Genomic DNA, 16475 nt, shown 5'->3' with positions numbered 1-16475 from the left:
AAGGTCGGCATGGGCGCCCTGCGCGCCTACCTCCTGGTCGCGATGGTGATGGTCATCATCAAGATCGTCCAGACCGCGCTCAACCACTGAGCCGCCGCCGGGGCGGCGCCCGACAGTGCCGCCGCCCCGGCCCCGACCCGGAAACCTCGACCGCCCCGCACGGGGAAGGAAGTACGGCCATGCGCACCGCCCTTCACCACCACTGCCCGCGCGTCCGCCTCGCCCTGCACGACGGCGTCGAGAGGGACTACCGCCTCGACGACCCCGGCGCCTGCCCGCACTCCGGCACACCCAACACCCGGGCCTCCGCGTACGAGCCGCGCGTGCACCTGGCCTACCTGCTGGCCCGCCAGGGCCACCGCCTGGACTGGCTCGCCGACTTCGCGGACCTCCCGCCGGCCGCCGCGCGCCGCCTCAGCCGCGCCGCCGCCCGCCACCGGCCGCACGGCTGACGCCCCGCCGACCGCACCACCCGCGCCCTCGCGCACCCCCTCCACCCGCCGCCCCGTCACGGAGGTGACCTGCCATGTCCATCGTCGCCGCGTTCCACCCCTCCCTCCCGTCCGCCGGCCGCGGCCGCCTGCGCGCCGCGCTCGCCGCCGTGGGCCGACGCCTGGCGGAGAGCCCGCTGGACAGCCCCGTCCTGCACGCCGTCACGGCCCAGGCCCCGGCACCGGCCGCCACCTCCGCCGACCGCCCCGCCCGGCTGCGGGCCAGCTGGCGGACCGTCACGGCCCCGGACGGCACCGCCCGACTGGAAGCCTCCTGGCACCCCTGGCACCCCGCCCGCTGACCGGCCCGTCCCGATTCGTACAGATCCGCACCGACTCCGCACCGACTCCGCACCGACCCGCCGAAGGAGCATCCGCCATGGCCGTGCGCTACCCCAGGCTCGAAGCCATCTTCTCGGACCACACCGCCGCCGCCCCGCCCCGGCGTCCGCGCCCCGCCCCGGCCCCCCGGCCCGCCGTCGACCCGGACACCGGCCTGGTGGTGGACCCCGAACAGCGCACCGTCACCGTCGACGGGCAGCAACTGACCCTCCCCTACCTGGAGTTCGAGCTGCTCGCGCACCTGGTCGACAACCCGCTGCGGGTCCACTCCCGCCGCCAGCTGATGGAGACGGTCTGGGGCCGGCCGGACACCGGCGACACCCGCACCATCGCCACCCACATCGCCCGGATCCGCCGCAAGCTCGGCCCCGGCCACCGGGAGGCGATCGCCACCGTCCGCCAGATCGGCTACAAGTACGACCCGCGCCTGACCCGCGTCGCCTGACCGCCGTCCGGCCGCGCCGCCCGAGGCCCGATCGCCCGCCCCGGCGGCACCCCACCGGCCGCCACCCCACCGAAGGAGGACACCGTCGTGACCAGAACCGCCCTGTTCCCCTGGACCAGCAGAGGGACGGCGCTGTGCGGCGTCCTGCTCCTCCTCACCCTCCAGGGGATCGCCGTCGGCGTCGCCCCGGGGCGGCTGCGGATCTTCCTCTCCGGCGTGCTCATCGGCGCCTCGGCGGCCGGGCTGCTCCTCGCCCTGCTGCTCGCCCGCAGCGGGCGCGGCACCGCCCGACCCGCCGCCCCCGACGAGGACGACACCCAGTGGTTCAGCGCCCGCTCCCTGGACGGGTTCCCGATGGAGCAGGTCCGACCGCTGCTGCTGTCGCCCGGCGCCCCCGGCCTGAACCGGCTCTACACCGCCTGGGTGTTCGCCACCCACGGGCACGACCCCCAGTGGATCGCCCACCACCTCGACCTGTCCACCCCGACCGCCCGGCTGCTGGTCACCGCGGCCCGGCACCACACCGCTCCCGAGAGGAGGCCGCAGTGATCACGGCCCTCGACCACGTCCAGCTCTCCGCACCCCCCGGCAGCGAGGCCCTGCTGCGGGCCTTCTACGGCGACGTCCTGCAGATGGCCGAGATCCCCAAGCCCCGGCCGCTGACCGGGGGCGGCGGCTGCTGGTTCGCCGCCGACGGCGGCCGGGTCCGGCTCTACCTCGGCATCGAGGAGCGCTTCCGCCCCAGCACCAAGGCCCACCCCGGGATCGCGGTCTCCGAGATCGACGACTTCGCCTCGCGGCTGTCCGAGCTCGGCGCGCTCGTGGTGTGGGACGACAGCCTGCCGCCCCGGCGCCGCTTCTACACCACCGACCCCGTCGGCAACCTGCTGGAGTTCGTCGAAGCGGCCTGAGCCGGCGCGCGGAGGAACCCCGGATCCATTTGCCTACGGACGTACCCGAGGAGCAGACTGCCCGGGGCCCGCAGGACGGGCCGGGACGACACCAGACGACACCACCGGAGGAGGCGGCCATGGGCGAAGACCCTCCCAGTACGCGCCGCCGTACCGGCCGCCTCCCCCACGCCCGACCGCGCGCCTGACGCAACGGCCCGGGGGGACGCGGCGTTCGTCCCGATCCCGCTGACGTCGCACGCACCTCTCCCGACCCCGGGGCCCCGGGTGCGCGCCGGAGGTGCACCCCATGACCCTGCCGAAGCCGGCCCCGGGCACCGCCCGGGGCTCACTGCCGTCCCGGACGGCCGCCCGCCTGGCCCGGATGACCTGGGTGGACGCGCTCGTCGCGGCCGCCGTCCTGGTGCTGCTCTACCTCGCGCTGCGGGTCGGGCAGGGCACCACCGTGCGGTTCTCCACCGGCCGGAACGCGGCGGTCGACACCGACCCGGCCCGGCTGCCGTACGACGCGGCCCGCTCGCTGCTGCGGATGTTCGCCGCGCTCGCCGTGTCGGTGGTCTTCACCTTCGGCTACGCCTACGCCGCGGCCCGCAGCCGCCGGCTGGAGCGGGTCCTGATCCCGGCCCTGGACATCCTCCAGTCGGTACCGGTGCTCGCCTTCCTGACCGTCGCGGTGACCGGCTTCCTCGCCCTGTTCCCCGGCTCCGTACTGGGCCTGGAGTGCGCGGCGGTGTTCGCCATCTTCACCTCCCAGGCCTGGAACATGACCTTCGGCTTCTACTGCTCGCTGGTCTCGCTGCCGCCCGAACTCGACGAGCTGTCACGCTCGTTCCGCTTCACCCGGTGGATGCGGTTCTGGAAGGTCGAACTGCCCTCGGGCATGATCGGCCTGGTCTGGAACGGCATGCTGAGCTTCGGCGGCGGCTGGTTCTTCCTGGTCGCCTCCGAGGCGATCAGCGTCGACAACCAGCGCTACGCGCTGCCCGGGGTCGGCTCCTACGCGGGCGCGGCCATCGCCGCCGGCGACCTCGGCCGGGTCGGCTGGGCGATCGCCACCATGGCCGTCCTGGTGGTCGGCGTCAACCTGCTGTTCTGGCGCCCGCTCACCGCCTGGGCCGAACGCTTCAAGAACGAGCAGTCCGAGGCCACCGAGGTGCAGCGCTCCGTCGTGCTGGACCTGCTGCGCCGCTCCCACTGGCCCGGGCTGCTCGGCCGGCTGCTGCGCCCGGGGTGGCGGGCGCTCTCCCGGGCCGGGCGCCTGCTGGGCACCGACGACCGCCCGCTGGCCGTCGACCCCGGGCGGCGGCGCGCCGGGGACACCGCCTTCGCCGCCGTCGCCGGCGGCCTCGTGCTCTGGGGCCTGATCGACCTCGGCCGCTACCTGCACGGCGCGACCGGCCTCGGCGTGTTCGGCGAACCGCTGCTGCTCGGCCTCGCCACCCTCGCCCGGGTCGTCGTCCTGGTGACCGTCGCCACCCTGGTCTGGGTGCCGGTCGGCGTGCGGATCGGCTTCTCCCCCCGGCTGACCCGGATCGCCCAGCCGCTGGTGCAGGTGCTCGCCAGCTTCCCTGCCAACTTCCTCTTCCCGCTGGTCGTCTGGCTGCTGCTGCGGACCGGGCTGTCGATCGACCTCGGCGGCGTCCTGCTGATGGCCCTCGGCGCCCAGTGGTACATCCTGTTCAACACCATCGCCGGCGCCATGGCCATCCCCACCGACCTGCGCGAGGCCATGGACGACCTGGGCGTGCGCGGCTGGCAGCGCTGGCGACGGCTGATCATCCCCGGGATCTTCCCGGCCTACGTCACCGGCGGACTCACCGCCTCCGGCGGCGCCTGGAACGCCTCCATCGTCTCCGAGGTCGTCACCTTCGGCGGCACCACGCTCACCGCCACCGGCCTCGGCGCGTACATCGCGCGGGCCACCGAGCACGGCGACTACCCGCACCTGCTCGCCGGGGTGGCGGTGATGAGCCTGTACGTCGTCGCCCTCAACCGGCTGCTCTGGCGCCGCCTCTACCGCCTGGCCGAGCGCCGCTACTCGCTCTGACCCGCGCCCGCTCCCCGCCCCGGAGGTCCCCGCATGCGCTTCCCGTTCCCGCGCGCCGCCCGCACCGCGCCGCCCGCCGCCGCTGTGTTCTCCCCCGCAGACTCCCCCGACTCCTCCGACTCCTCCGGCTCCCCCGGCTCCCCCGGCTCCCCCGGCTCCCCCGCCGACGGCGAGATCCTGCTGGAGACCGTCGGCCTCACCAAGGCCTACGCCGGCGCCGACGGCGCGCTGCCCGTGCTGTCCGGCATCGACCTCACCGTCCGGGCCGGCGAGATCGTCGCCCTGCTCGGCCGCTCCGGCTCCGGCAAGTCCACCCTGCTGCGCTGCCTGTCCGGACTGATCCCGCCCAGCTCCGGCACCGTCGCCTACCGCGGCACCCCGCTCACCGGCGCCAACCCGGGCAGCGCCCTGGTGTTCCAGACCTTCGCGCTGCTGCCCTGGCTGACCGTCCGGCAGAACGTCGAACTCGGCCTGGAGGCCCGCGGCGTGCCGCCCCGGGAGCGCGCCGAGGCCGCCGTCCAGGCCATCGACCTGATCGGCCTGGCCGGCTTCGAGTCCGCCTACCCCAAGGAGCTCTCCGGCGGCATGCGCCAGCGCGTCGGCTTCGCCCGCGCCCTGGTCGTCGAACCGGACGTGCTGATGATGGACGAGCCCTTCTCGGCGCTGGACGTCCTCACCGCCGAGAACCTGCGCGGCGAACTGCTGGAACTGTGGGAGTCCGGCCAGTTCCCCACCCGCGCCGTCGTGCTGGTCACCCACAACATCGAGGAGGCGGTCCTGATGGCCGACCGCATCGTCGTCCTCGGCTCCCGCCCGTACGGCACCATCCGGGAGACCGTCGAGGTCGACCTCGACCGGCCCCGCGACCGCGACGCCGCCGCCTTCGACGAACTCGTCGACCGGGTCTACCGGATCATGACCGGACGCCCCAAGGAGACCCGCCTGCCCGGCCGCGCCGACGGCGCCCGGCCCGACCGGCGCACCGTCGCCAACACCCCGCTGCCCACCGCCAGCGTGGACGGCCTCGCCGGCCTCGCCGCGATGATCGCCCACCGCGGCGGCTGCTGCGACCTCGCCGACCTCGCCGACGAACTCGGCCTCGACATCGACGACATGCTCCCCCAGCTCGACGCCCTCGACCTGCTCGGCTTCGCCGAGATCCACGGCGACGACCTGCTGCTCACCGAGGCCGGCACCGCCTTCGCCGGAGCCGACGTCCAGGAGTCCCGGACCATCTTCGCCGGAGCCGCGGTGGACGTCCCGCTGGTCCGGCTGATCACCAACGGCCTGCGCGGCCGCCCCGGCACCGCCGTGCACGCCGGCTTCTTCCGCGACCTGCTCGCCCACCACTACACCAGCGAACAGGTCGACCGGCAGCTGGAGACCGCCACCGACTGGGGCCGCTACGCCGGGCTGTTCGGCTACGACGCCGCCCTGCGGGAGTACCGGCTCGACGAGGAGACGCCCTAGGACGGGCCTCAGGCCTGGCCGGTGGCCGGGCGGCGGCGAGCGGAGCGGACGGCGCGGGCGAACGGCTGCTCGGCCGTCGCGGCGGCCGGGCCGGTACCGCCGCCGTCACCGCCGTCACCGCGCCCGGGCAGGTCGTTGGCGATCAGCGCCGCCTCCGTCAGCAGGCCGCGCACCTCGGCGGCCCGGTAGAAGATCCGGGTGCCCTCCCGGCGCGAGACGACCAGCCCGGCCGCCCGCAGCCTGGCCAGGTGCTGCGAGGTCGCCGCCACGTGCGCGCCCAGCAGCTCCGCCAGTTCGCTGACCGGCAGCTCCCGCCGGGTCAGCGCCCAGAGCAGCCGGTACCGGGAGGGGTCGGCGACCGCCTTCAGCACCGCGACCGCCCGCTCCGCCGCGTCCGTGTCCCACGCCTCTTCCTGCGCACCCATGCCAGGATCCTACCGAGCCGGCCCCGCCGCCCCGGCGGCGCCGAGCCCGGTGCCGTCCGGCCGGGCGCGGGCGTCGACAGCGGGCGTACCCGGCGGGCGTCGACAGCAGGCGTGCCCAGCGGGCGTCGATAGCGGGCCGATGGCCGGAGCTGCCAGGCTTCAGCCATCCTTTCAACCGCTGCCGACCGGCCGCGCCGTCCAGGAGTTGGAGTCCGTACGAGATGATCGAGCACACCACGTTCCGTACCGCGGTCAGCGAATCGCACGAGCACAATCCCTGGGGCTGAGCGGCCTGGGTCCGCCTTCGGACGCCCGCCCGCCGGGCGGTGTCGGGGAGGACGGACCCGGCCGCCGTGGTCGGTGGGGCGACCACGGCGGCGGTTGGGGGGTGGGGGGTGGGGGCGGGTCATGCCGTCAGGCCGCCGCGAGGGCCGCCCTGACCGCGGCGCCGACCTGCTCGGTGGTGAGGGAGCCGCCGAGGTCCGGCGTGCAGGCGCCCTCGGCCACGGCCGTGCCGACGGCCAGCTGGATCGCCTTCGCCTCGGCGGCCCAGCCCAGGCGCTCCAGCATCAGCGCGGAGCTGAGGATGGCGCCGAAGGGGTTGCCGATGCCCTGGCCGGCGATGTCGGGCGCGCTGCCGTGCACCGGCTCGTAGAGGCCGAACCCGGTGTCCGGGTTGATGTTGGCCGAGGCCGCGTTGCCCAGGCCGCCGGCCAGCATGGCCGCCAGGTCGCTGAGGATGTCGCCGTACGAGTTGTTGGTGACGATCACGTCGAACTGCGACGGGTCGGAGATCAGCTTCATCGCGGCGGCGTCGACGTAGAGGTGGGTGGAGCTGATGGCGGGGTACTTCGCGGCGGCCTCGCGGAACACCCGCTGCCACACCTGGCCGCCGTGCCGGACGGCGTTGGACTTGTCGACCATGCAGACGCCGCGCTCGGCGATCGAGTACGCGTACTCCATCACCCGCGAGACGCCCATGTAGGTGCTGACGTCCGCGTCGACGGCCATCTCGTGCACGGTGTTCCCGCGCAGCACACCGCCGATGTCGGTGTAGAGGCCCTCGGTGTTCTCCCGGACGATCACGGCGTCGATGGCGCGGGTCCGGGCGTCGCGCAGCGGGCTCAGCCGTTCCTGGAGCAGGGTGGCCGGGCGGTGGTTGACGTACAGGTCGAGGTCGAAGCGCAGGCGCAGCAGGACGCCGCGGCCGTAGTCCGAGGTCTTCACGCGGGGGTCGCCGATGGCGCCGAAGAGCACCGAGTCGCTCGCCTTGATCCGCTCGAAGTCCTCGTCGGACAGGGAGACCCCGGTCCGCAGGTAGGTGTCGGCGTTGACGTGGTCGAGCACGTCGACCGCGAGGTCCAGGCCCAGCGACTCGATGGTCTCCAGGGCCTCCTTGGTCACCTCGGGGCCGATGCCGTCACCGGGGATGACGGTCACTGTCTTGGTCATGGGTCTCTCACCGTTTCTGGGGTGGGGCCGGCCGGGTGTGGGTCGGGTCGGCCGGGCCGGGGGCGTCGGGCAGGGTCACCGCCGCGCGGCCCTGGGAGCTGCGCCGGGGGGTGCGGTCGTCAGGAGGCCCGGCGCTGCTTCGCGGTGTCCGGGGAGGAGAAGGCGCCGCGGGTGATGCTGGTCATCCAGGCCGGGCGGCCCTGCTCGAAGGCGGCGATCGCGTCGGCCTTGCGCAGGGTGACGTCGATGTCGTCGAGGCCGTTGAGCAGCAGCCAGCGGGCGCGTTGGTCGGCCTCGAACTCCCAGGTCCCGAGGTCGGTGCCGACGGTCAGCTGCTCCAGGTCGACGGTGATCTCGAACTTCGGGTCGGCCTGGGCGCGTTCGGCGAGGTCGGCGACGACGGGCACCGGCAGGGCGACGGCCAGCAGACCGTTCTTCAGCGCGTTGCGCAGGAAGATGTCGCCGAAGCTGGTGGCGATGACGGCCCGGAAACCCCAGTCGCGCAGGGCCCACACGGCGTGCTCGCGGGAGCTGCCGGTGCCGAAGTTGTGGCCCGCCACCAGGACGCTCGCGTCCTGGTGCTGCGGCTGGTTCAGGACGAACCCGGGCTCCTTGCGCCAGTGCCCGAACAGGGTGTCGGCGTAGCCGGTCTTGGTCAGCCGCTTGCAGAACTCGGCCGGGATGATCTGGTCGGTGTCGACGTCGTCCCGGGACAGGGCCACGGCCTGTCCGGTGTGCGCCGTGAGCGGCTCCCTCATGCCTCTGCCCCCTGCTGGTCGGTCTGGCTGCGGTCGGTCGAACGGGTCGAACAGGCCGGTCGGGTGGAACGGGTCGGGCGGGTGGAACGGGTCGGGCGGGTGGAACGGGTCGGGCGGGTCGGGCGGGTGTGCCCGGCGGGCGCGGTCACAGCTCGGTCGGCGCGGCCAGGCGGCCGACCACGGCGGTGGCGGCGGCGACGACGGGCGAGACCAGGTGGGTGCGGGCGTGGGTGCCCTGCCGGCCCTCGTAGTTGCGGTTGGAGGTGGACGCGACCCGCTGGATGCCCTGGAGGCGGTCGGCGTTGATGCCCATGCACATCGAGCAGCCGGAGAGCCGCCACTGCGCGCCCGCGTCGAGGAAGACCTGGTCCAGGCCCTCCTCCTCGGCCTGGGCCCGGACGGCCATCGAGCCGGGGACGACGAGCATGGTGATCCGGTCGGAGACCTTGCGGCCGCGCAGCACGTCGGCCGCGGCCCGCAGGTCCTCGATCCGGCCGTTGGTGCAGGAGCCGAGGAAGACGGTGTTGATCTCGACGTCCCGCAGGGCGACGTCCGGTTCGAGGCCCATGTACTCCAGGGCGCGGCGCGCGGCCTGCTGCTCGGCGGGGGTCGCGAAGGTCTCGGGCGCCGGCACCGCGGCGTCCAGCGGGACGGCCTGGCCGGGGTTGGTGCCCCAGGTGACGAAGGGCTTGAGCCCGGTGACGTCCAGTTCGACCACGCGGTCGAAGGCGGCGCCCTCGTCGGTGCGCAGGGACTGCCAGTAGCGGACGGCCTCGTCCCAGTCGGCCTCGGCGGCCGGGTCCCAGCGCTCGCGCAGGTAGGCGAGCGTGGTGTCGTCGGGGGCGATCAGGCCGGCGCGGGCGCCCGCCTCGATGCTCATGTTGCAGACCGTCATCCGCCCCTCCATGGAGAGGTCCTCGACGGCCTTGCCGCGGTACTCGATCGCGTAGCCGTTGGCGCCGTTGGCGCCGATGTGCGCGATCAGCGCGAGGATCAGGTCCTTCGGCGTGACGTCGGCCGGCGGCTCGCCGACGAACTCGACGGACATCGTCCGGGGGCGCTGGAGCGCCAGCGTCTGGGTGGCGAGCACGTGCTCGACGTCGCTGGTGCCGACGCCGAAGGCGAGCGCCCCGAAGGCGCCGTGCGTGGAGGTGTGGCTGTCACCGCACACCACGGTCATGCCGGGGCGCACGAAGCCCAGTTCGGGCGCCACCACGTGCACGATGCCCTGCCGGTCGTCGCCGAGCGAGAACAGCTCGATCCCCTGCTCCTCGCAGTTCTCGCGCAGGCGCTCCAGCTGGGCGCTGCCCATCGCGTCCTTGACCAGCAGCGTGTTGGTGGGCACGTTGTGGTCCTCGAGGGCGAGCGCGAGGTCGGGCCGGCGGACCCGGCGGCCGGCCAGCTGGAGGCCGTCGAAGGCCTGCGGGGAACTCGCCTCGTGGAGCAGGTGCAGGTCGATGTAGAGCAGGTCGGGCTCGCCCGGTGCCTGGTCGACGACGTGGCTCTGCCAGACCTTCTCGATCAGGTTGCGCTCGGTGCCGCCCATCAGCTGGCCACCGCCATCTCGCTGGTGCGCTCCAGGCGCTCGGCGATGATCTCGCGCAGCTCGCCCAGTTCGATGCAGGTGCCGTCGGCGCGGCCCGCGATGTAGGTCTCGTAGATCTCGTCGAGCAGGTCGCGCTCGGCGCCGATTCCCATCTGGTCGAACAGGTTGCGGACCACATTGCGCCCGGAGTGCCGGCCGATGAGAATTCCGCGCTCCCGGCCGAAGCTGTGCGGCTCGACGTATTCGTAGGTCACCGGATTGCGCAGCATTCCGGCCTGGTGGATTCCGGCCTGGGTGGCGAAGGCGTTCTCCCCGAATATCGCCTTGTTGCGCGGCGTCGACATTCCGATGATCCGGGCCAGCAGCTGGTAGGCCTCGTAGAACTTCTCGGTGCGCAGCCGGCTGGTCAGGCCGAGCTGCTCGCCCTTGTAGAGCAGTACCGCCGCCAGTTCCTCCAGCGGGGTGTTGCCCGCGCGCTCGCCGATGCCGGCGATGGTGGCCTGCACCTCGTCCGCGCCCGCCTCGACGCCGGCCAGGGCGTTGGCGAGGGAGAGTCCGAGGTCCTGGTGGCAGTGGGTGGACAGGATGATGTGGTCCGGGATCCAGGAGCGGACCCGCGCCACCTGGGCGCCGAACTCGGCCGGGATCAGGCAGCCGGTGGTGTCGGCGAGCGCCACCGTGCCGGCGCCCTCCTCGATGCCGGCCTCGATCATCGGGCGCAGCAGGTCGTCGCTGCCCCGGCTGGCGTCCTCGATGCCGAGCGTGATGTCGGTGAAGCCCAGCTCGCGGGCGAACCGGATGCTGTCGATGATCTCGTGCAGGCCCTCGGCCCGGGTGAGGCCGCGCTTGTGCTCCAGGTGGACGTCGCTGCCGGTGGCCATGATCTGGACCTGGTGGCGCTCGACGCCGCCGGCCTCGGCGGCCAGCTCGATGTCCGCGCGGACGGCCCGGTTGAGAGTCGCCACCTTGGCGGTGGTGAGCGCGCCCGCGATCAGTCTGGTCGCCTCGAAGTCACGCGGTGAGGAGCTGGGGAAGCCGGCCTCGATGGTGTCCACGCCGGTCGCCTCGATGGCGAGGGCCAGCTCCAGTTTCTGGTCGGGGTTCATCGCGTTGCCCGGGGCCTGTTCGCCGTCGCGCAGTGTCGAGTCGAATACCCGGAGCCGCCGTGCGGTGGGGACGGATTTCGGAGACATGGATTTTCCGCCTCTTTCGGGAACGCCGCCGGACGGGCGACCGGACGGGAGGTCGCGGTGTGCGGCGGCGGAGGATTGTGGCTGGCAGCGGTGACTTTACTGGTCCGGAATCACTGCCCGTCAAGACTTTTCGAACAAATAATCATTCGATGGCGGGCCGATAGCGGGACCCCTGACAATAGGCTTGACGCGCCCTTTTCCCAATGCATCGTGTACTGAGGCAAGGAGTGGTTTTCATGCGAGATATCCCGTCCGAGGAACGTCCGCCGGCCCGGTTACCGCGCCCGGGGCGGGTGGGCTGATGGCGAGGGTCATCGTCGAAGCGCTGGACAGCGTCCACGGGCGCACCGCCGTCGGCCTCGACGCGAGACTGGAGTCGCTGGTCGACAACGAGTGGGTGCCGGTGGTCGAGCGCAGAACGGACGCGAGCGGCCGGATCGAGGAGTGGGGCGGGACGGACGGCGGGCGCGGCCTCTACCGGCTGGTGTTCGACGTCGACCGGTACTTCAGCGGGCTCGGCCTGTTCACCGTGCACCCCGAGGTGGCGGCCACCTTCCGGGTCTCCGACGGCGAGTCGGGGCACCGGGTGAGCCTCACCCTCTCGCTGAACCACTACGCGGTGGCCTTCATCGCCGACTAGGAAGGTGGACCCGGGCCTGCGGGGGGCTCCGGGTCGCCGGCGGCCAGCCGGGCGGAGCGCAGCAGGTCGAGCGTGCGGGCCTCCTCGGCGGGGGTCCGCATGAGGCGGAACACCAGCCGGGCCCGCCGCAGGTGCTGGACCGCCAGGTCGGCCTCCCCGGTGCCGAGCGCCAACTCACCGAGGGTGACGAGGATCCGGCCCATGATCAGCCGCTCGTTGGAGCCCTCCGCGAGGAGCAGGGCGCGGTGCAGGGCGTGGGCGGCCTCGCCGCTCTCGCCGAGCCGGTGGCGGGCCGCCCCGATGCCGTGCAGGGCGTAGATCTCGCCGGTGTGATCGCCGATCAGCCGGACGACGTCGAGGGCGCGGGAGAAGGCCTCCAGGGCCCGGTCGTAGCCGCCGCGTTCCAGGTGGCTCTGGCCCATCCGGTGCAGCACCTGGGCCTCGACCCGCCGGCCGCGGCCCTCCCGGCTCAGCCGCAACGCCTCGTCGAGGAGCTCTCCGGCGCCCTCCTCGTCGCCCTCGCCCAGTTTGAGCTGGGCCAGGTTGTGCAGCACGTAGGCGACGGCGACGGAGCCGCCGCTCGCCCGCAGGACGGTGAGGGCGGCCTGGTAGTGGGCGGTCGCCTCGTCGATCCGGCCGTCCACCCGGGCGAGGTAGCCGAGGCCGCGGGCGGTGAGGGCGGAGCCGAGGTCGTCGCCGAGGTCGGTGAAGATCCCGGCGGCCTGGCGGAAGCGCTCCTCGGCGGCGGCGAAGTTCTGCCGGGTCAGCGCGAGCGAGCCGAGGGAGTGCAGTGCGGCGGCCTGGCCGAGCCGGTCGCCACCCTTGCGGGCGGCCGCGAGGGCGAGTTCGTGGGTGTCGCGCCAGTCGTCGAGCCGGCCGTGGGTCTCCAGGAACGTCACGGCGGTGACGGCGAGTTCCCAGCAGTGCGCGGTGAGGCCCATCATGGCCGCCTGTCTGACCCGGGGCACGAGCATGGGCCGCTCCCGGGCGAACCACCGCAGCGGCTCGGCCAGCAGCCGGTCCACCGTCCGGGCGGGCAGCGGGTGCAGGGCGGTGCCGCGGCCGCGGATCAGCACGTCGCGGCCGTACTCGCGCTGCCTCGCCTCGATCAGCAGGTAGAGGAAGCAGCCGATCACCCGGGCCAGTGCGGACTCCCGCTCCTCGACGCTCTCCTCGTCGACGAGGCGTTCGCGCGCGAAGACCCGGACCAGGTTGTGCAGCCGGTACTGGGTGTGGCGTCCGGGCGCGGTGCCGACGGCGTCCAGCAGCTGGGCGTCGGAGAGTTCGTCGATCAGGTCCTGGACCTGGTACTCGGGCAGGTCGAGCAGCGCCATGCCGACCCAGGTGGAGAACGGCCCCTCGTCGATCAGGGCGATCCGCCGCAGCAGCCGGCGGGCGTCCTCGCTGACGCTCTCGTAGGTGAGCGAGAGGCCGGCCCTGATGCCGACGTCGGCGTACTTGAGCTCGTCGAGCCGGCGGGTCCCGTCCTCCAGCCGCTCCACCAGTTCGGTGATCTCCCAGTGCGGCCGGGCGGCGAGCCGGGCGCCGGCGATGCGCAGCGCCAGCGGCAGGTGGTCACAGAGTTCGGCCAGCGCCTTCGCCGCCTCCGGTTCGGCCGCCACCCGCGCGGGGCCGGCGATCCGGCCGAGCAGTTCCGCGGACTGGTCGGGGTCGAAGGTGTCGACGTCCACCCGGACGGCTCCGGCGAGGCTGCCGATGTGCCGCCGGCTGGTGACGATCACGGCCGAGGTGGGCTTGCCCGGCAGCAGCGGGGTGATCTGGCTCTCGGTGGCGACGTTGTCGAGGACGATCAGCACCCGGCGCTCGGCGAGCAGGGCCCGGTACATCTCGGCCCGCTCCTCCAGCCCGTCGGGGATGGCGGTGCCGTTGACGCCGAGGGCGCGCAGGAAGCGCTCCAGCACCTGGGCCGGGCCGACGGTGTCGGGGGCCCCGGCGTGCAGGTCGGCGAAGAGCTGCCCGCCGGGGAACTCGGCGGCGATCTGGTGGGCCGCGTGGACGGCCACGGCGGTCTTGCCGACCCCGGCCTTGCCGACGACGGAGACGATCGGGACGGCGAGCCGGGACTGGTCGTGGGAGGAGAGCAGCAGCCGTTCGCGCAGGCCGGCGAGCAGGTGCTCGCGGCCGGTGAAGTCGGCGAGGTCGGCGGGGAGCATCTCCGGGACGGTGACGGGGGCGGCGGTGGCCACGGACGGCGCGGCGGCGGACTCGGCGGCCGGGGTGGCGTGGGCGGCGGCCGGACGGCCGTCGGGCAGGTCGAGCCGGGGGTCGCCGGCGAGGATGGAGAGTTCGAGCCGCTGAAGCCGGGGGTCGGGTTCGACACCGAGTTCGTCGATCATCCACTGACGGGTGTCGCGGTAGACCTGGAGCGCCTCGGTCTGGCGCCCGGAGCGGTAGAGCGCCAGCATCAGCTGGCCGCGCAGCCGCTCCCGTAACGGGAACTCGTCGACCAGGCCGATGAGTTCGCCGACGGCCGCGCCGTGCCGGCCGAGTGCGAGTTCGAGCTGGACGCACTCCTCGGTGGCGCCGACCCACTGCTCGGTGAGCTGGCCGGCGGCGGACCGGAGCGCCTCGCTGGGCAGGCCGCCGAGGGGGTCGCCGCGCCACAGTCCGAGCGCCTGCCGGAAGAGGGCGGCGGCCTCCGCCTTGCGGTCGCGGTCCTCCGCCGTCCGGTCGCGGTCCGCCGCCTTCCGGTCGCGCAGCGCCCGCGCCTTCCCGACCAGGTCGCGGGCCTGGAGCAGGTCGAGCTGGGCGTCCGCCGCCTTCACCATGTAGCCCTGCGGGTGGGTGGTGATGACGTCGGAGAGGCCGTGCACGGCGAACAGCCGGCGCAGGGCGGAGACGCTGATCTGCAACTGCGCGCGGGCGGTGGCCGGCGGGGCCTCCTCGTAGAGGGCGCGGACCAGGCGGTCCACGCTGACCACCCGGTTGACGTCGAGGAGCAGCGCGGCGAGCACCGTCTGCTGCCGGATCCCGCCGAGGTTCAGCGGCCTGGCGTCGACGAGCGCTTCGAGCGGGCCGAGAATGCGGTACTCGACCCGGGGCACGGGTGAGGAACTGCCGTCGTGGCGTATGCCGGAACCAGGTCGGTACCCCACCGTTTCCACTCCCCCCAGAGGAATAGGCGCAGGATCGCAAGGCACTCTAAGGACGGCCCGGTCAATGGGTCAACGATATTCAGTTCTCCCCAAAAGACGCCGCCTGACGGACTGCGATCGGCGTCCGCGCCCCCGGGTGACCGACGGGGAATCGGCGCGGAAAGGCCGGTTGGCCGGATCGGCGCGCACCGATCCGGCCAACCGCGGCCCGGGGCGGTTCTCAGGCCTTCATCAGCTCCGCGACCCGGAAGGCGAGGTCGAGGGACTGGCGGTGGTTCAGCCGTGGGTCGCAGGCCGTCTCGTAGCGCTGGTGCAGGTCCTCGGCGCGGACCTGGTCGCCGCCGCCGAGGCACTCCGTGACGTCGTCGCCGGTGAGTTCGACGTGGATGCCGCCGGCGTGCGTGCCCAGCTCCCGGTGCACCTCGAAGAAGCCGGCGACCTCGCCCAGGATGTCGTCGAAGCGGCGGGTCTTGCGGCCGTCGTCGGTCTGGACGGTGTTGCCGTGCATCGGGTCGCAGATCCAGGCGACCCGGGCGCCCTCCGCCGTGACCTTCTCCACCAGCGGCGGCAGCAGTTCGCGCACCCGGCCCGCGCCCATCCGCACCACGAAGGTCAGCCGGCCGGGCCGGCGGTCGGGGTCGAGGCGGTCGACGTAGCCGAGGACCTCGTCCGCGGTGGTCGTGGGGCCGAGCTTGACGGCGATCGGGTTGTGGATCCCGGCGAAGTACGCGATGTGCGCGTCGTCCAGGCCCCTGGTCCGCTCGCCGACCCAGAGCAGGTGCCCGCTGGTGGCGTAGTGCGCCCCGGTGCGCGGGTCGGTGCGGGTGAGGGGCTGCTCGTAGTCCAGCAGCAGTCCCTCGTGGCTGGCGAAGAACTCGGCCTCCAGCAGCCCGGCCGGGTCGCAGCCGCAGGCTTGCAGGAAGCGCAGTGCGCGGTCCACGCCGTCGGCCAGTTCCTCGTAGCGGCGGGCCTCGGCGGAGTCCTCCAGGAAGCCGCGGTTCCACTGGTGGGCCTGGTAGAGGGAGGCGCTGCCGCCGGCCGCGAAGCCGCGGACCAGGTTGAGGGTGACCGCCGACGCCTCGTACATCCGCCGCAGCCGCGCCGGGTCCGGGCGGCGGGCCGCCTCGGTGAACTCCGGGCCGTTGACCGCGTCGCCCCGGTAGGAGGGCAGGCTGAGGCCGTCGCGGGTCTCGTCCGGCTGGGAGCGGGGCTTGGCGTACTGCCCGGCCAGCCGGCCGATCTTCACGACCGGGACGCCGCTCGCGTAGGTCAGGACCACCGCCATCTGCAACAGGGTGCGCAGCTTGGCGGTGACCGCGTCCGCGGTGAGCCCGCCGAAGGTCTCGGCGCAGTCGCCGCCCTGGAGGACGAAGGCCTCGCCGGCGGCGACGGCGGCCATCCGGTCGGTCAGCCGGTCGCACTCCTCGGCGAGGACCAGGGGCGGGGCGGCCGACAGGTCGGCGACCACCTCGCGCAGCGCCGCCTGGTCCGGCCACTGCGGTTGCTGGGCCGCCGGCAGGGAACGCCAGGCGGCAGGTGCTCCGGTCTGCGGAATTCGATTCATCACGGCCCTCGGATGGGAACGGAAATCGCTGGCCCGCTCATTGCAGCCCGGCCGCGGAAAGAAGGTCAAGCGTCC

General features: G+C 73.6%; 15 protein-coding genes. 8 read left to right on the top strand and 7 right to left on the bottom strand.

Annotation, left to right across the window (positions count from 1 at the left end; translation table 11 throughout):
• Positions 1–179 precede the first annotated feature (179 nt).
• The 7 genes from AB0P03_RS22620 (at position 180) to AB0P03_RS22590 (ending at position 5706) form a co-directional block, all read left to right on the top strand.
• Entirely contained in the window at positions 180–452 is a 273-nt protein-coding gene (locus tag AB0P03_RS22620; RefSeq protein WP_363630457.1) for a hypothetical protein, read from the top strand.
• Positions 453–526: 74 nt separating this feature from the next.
• On the top strand, positions 527–793 hold the full coding sequence (locus tag AB0P03_RS22615) for a hypothetical protein (RefSeq protein WP_363630455.1): 267 nt from the start codon (positions 527–529) through the stop codon (positions 791–793).
• 77 nt (positions 794–870) lie between these two features.
• Positions 871–1278: a winged helix-turn-helix domain-containing protein gene (locus AB0P03_RS22610; protein ID WP_363623399.1), complete on the top strand. Its 408-nt coding sequence runs from the start codon at positions 871–873 to the stop codon at positions 1276–1278.
• Positions 1279–1365: 87 nt separating this feature from the next.
• Positions 1366–1827 (top strand): hypothetical protein, encoded by a 462-nt coding sequence (locus tag AB0P03_RS22605; RefSeq protein ID WP_363589661.1) that lies wholly within the window; start codon positions 1366–1368, stop codon positions 1825–1827.
• Entirely contained in the window at positions 1824–2189 is a 366-nt protein-coding gene (locus tag AB0P03_RS22600) for a glyoxalase (protein WP_363623397.1), read from the top strand. The genes AB0P03_RS22605 and AB0P03_RS22600 overlap by 4 nt, the downstream gene beginning before the upstream one ends.
• Before the next feature lie 289 nt (positions 2190–2478).
• On the top strand, positions 2479–4236 hold the full coding sequence (locus AB0P03_RS22595; protein WP_363630453.1) for an ABC transporter permease subunit: 1758 nt from the start codon (positions 2479–2481) through the stop codon (positions 4234–4236).
• A gap of 33 nt (positions 4237–4269) precedes the next feature.
• Entirely contained in the window at positions 4270–5706 is a 1437-nt protein-coding gene (locus tag AB0P03_RS22590) for a nitrate/sulfonate/bicarbonate ABC transporter ATP-binding protein (RefSeq protein ID WP_363630451.1), read from the top strand.
• A gap of 8 nt (positions 5707–5714) precedes the next feature.
• On the opposite strand, the gene AB0P03_RS22585 is transcribed toward AB0P03_RS22590, so the two are convergent.
• The 5 genes from AB0P03_RS22585 to AB0P03_RS22565 form a co-directional block, all read right to left on the bottom strand.
• Positions 5715–6131 (bottom strand): metalloregulator ArsR/SmtB family transcription factor, encoded by a 417-nt coding sequence (locus tag AB0P03_RS22585; protein WP_063349734.1) that lies wholly within the window; start codon positions 6129–6131, stop codon positions 5715–5717.
• 414 nt (positions 6132–6545) lie between these two features.
• A complete protein-coding gene (locus AB0P03_RS22580; protein ID WP_363630449.1) occupies positions 6546–7583 on the bottom strand; it encodes an isocitrate/isopropylmalate family dehydrogenase in 1038 nt (345 codons plus the stop codon).
• A 119-nt stretch (positions 7584–7702) separates the two neighbouring features.
• Positions 7703–8341, bottom strand: coding sequence for a 3-isopropylmalate dehydratase small subunit (gene leuD / locus AB0P03_RS22575; protein ID WP_363630447.1), 639 nt, complete (start codon positions 8339–8341; stop codon positions 7703–7705).
• A gap of 145 nt (positions 8342–8486) precedes the next feature.
• Positions 8487–9887 (bottom strand): 3-isopropylmalate dehydratase large subunit, encoded by a 1401-nt coding sequence (leuC, locus tag AB0P03_RS22570; RefSeq protein WP_363630445.1) that lies wholly within the window; start codon positions 9885–9887, stop codon positions 8487–8489.
• On the bottom strand, positions 9887–11080 hold the full coding sequence (locus AB0P03_RS22565; RefSeq protein WP_363585082.1) for a pyruvate carboxyltransferase: 1194 nt from the start codon (positions 11078–11080) through the stop codon (positions 9887–9889). The genes leuC and AB0P03_RS22565 overlap by 1 nt, the downstream gene beginning before the upstream one ends.
• Positions 11081–11381: 301 nt before the next feature.
• On the opposite strand from AB0P03_RS22565, the gene AB0P03_RS22560 reads away from it, so the two are divergent.
• Positions 11382–11720, top strand: coding sequence for a hydroxyisourate hydrolase (locus AB0P03_RS22560; protein ID WP_363585084.1), 339 nt, complete (start codon positions 11382–11384; stop codon positions 11718–11720).
• Here the strand turns inward: AB0P03_RS22560 and AB0P03_RS22555 are convergent.
• Both AB0P03_RS22555 and AB0P03_RS22550 read right to left on the bottom strand, forming a co-directional pair.
• Complete coding sequence (locus AB0P03_RS22555) at positions 11717–14785, bottom strand: BTAD domain-containing putative transcriptional regulator (protein WP_363630443.1); 3069 nt, start codon at positions 14783–14785, stop codon at positions 11717–11719. The two genes, AB0P03_RS22560 and AB0P03_RS22555, sit on opposite strands and share 4 nt — an antisense overlap.
• Before the next feature lie 271 nt (positions 14786–15056).
• Positions 15057–16400: a class II 3-deoxy-7-phosphoheptulonate synthase gene (locus tag AB0P03_RS22550; RefSeq protein ID WP_063351485.1), complete on the bottom strand. Its 1344-nt coding sequence runs from the start codon at positions 16398–16400 to the stop codon at positions 15057–15059.
• Positions 16401–16475: the final 75 nt, after the last annotated feature.

The sequence above is a fragment of the Kitasatospora sp. NPDC088779 genome, assembly GCF_040685395.1.
Taxonomy (GTDB): domain Bacteria; phylum Actinomycetota; class Actinomycetes; order Streptomycetales; family Streptomycetaceae; genus Kitasatospora.
Note: the sequence above shows the minus strand (reverse complement) of the source record. Positions and strands in the feature narration are given on the sequence as shown.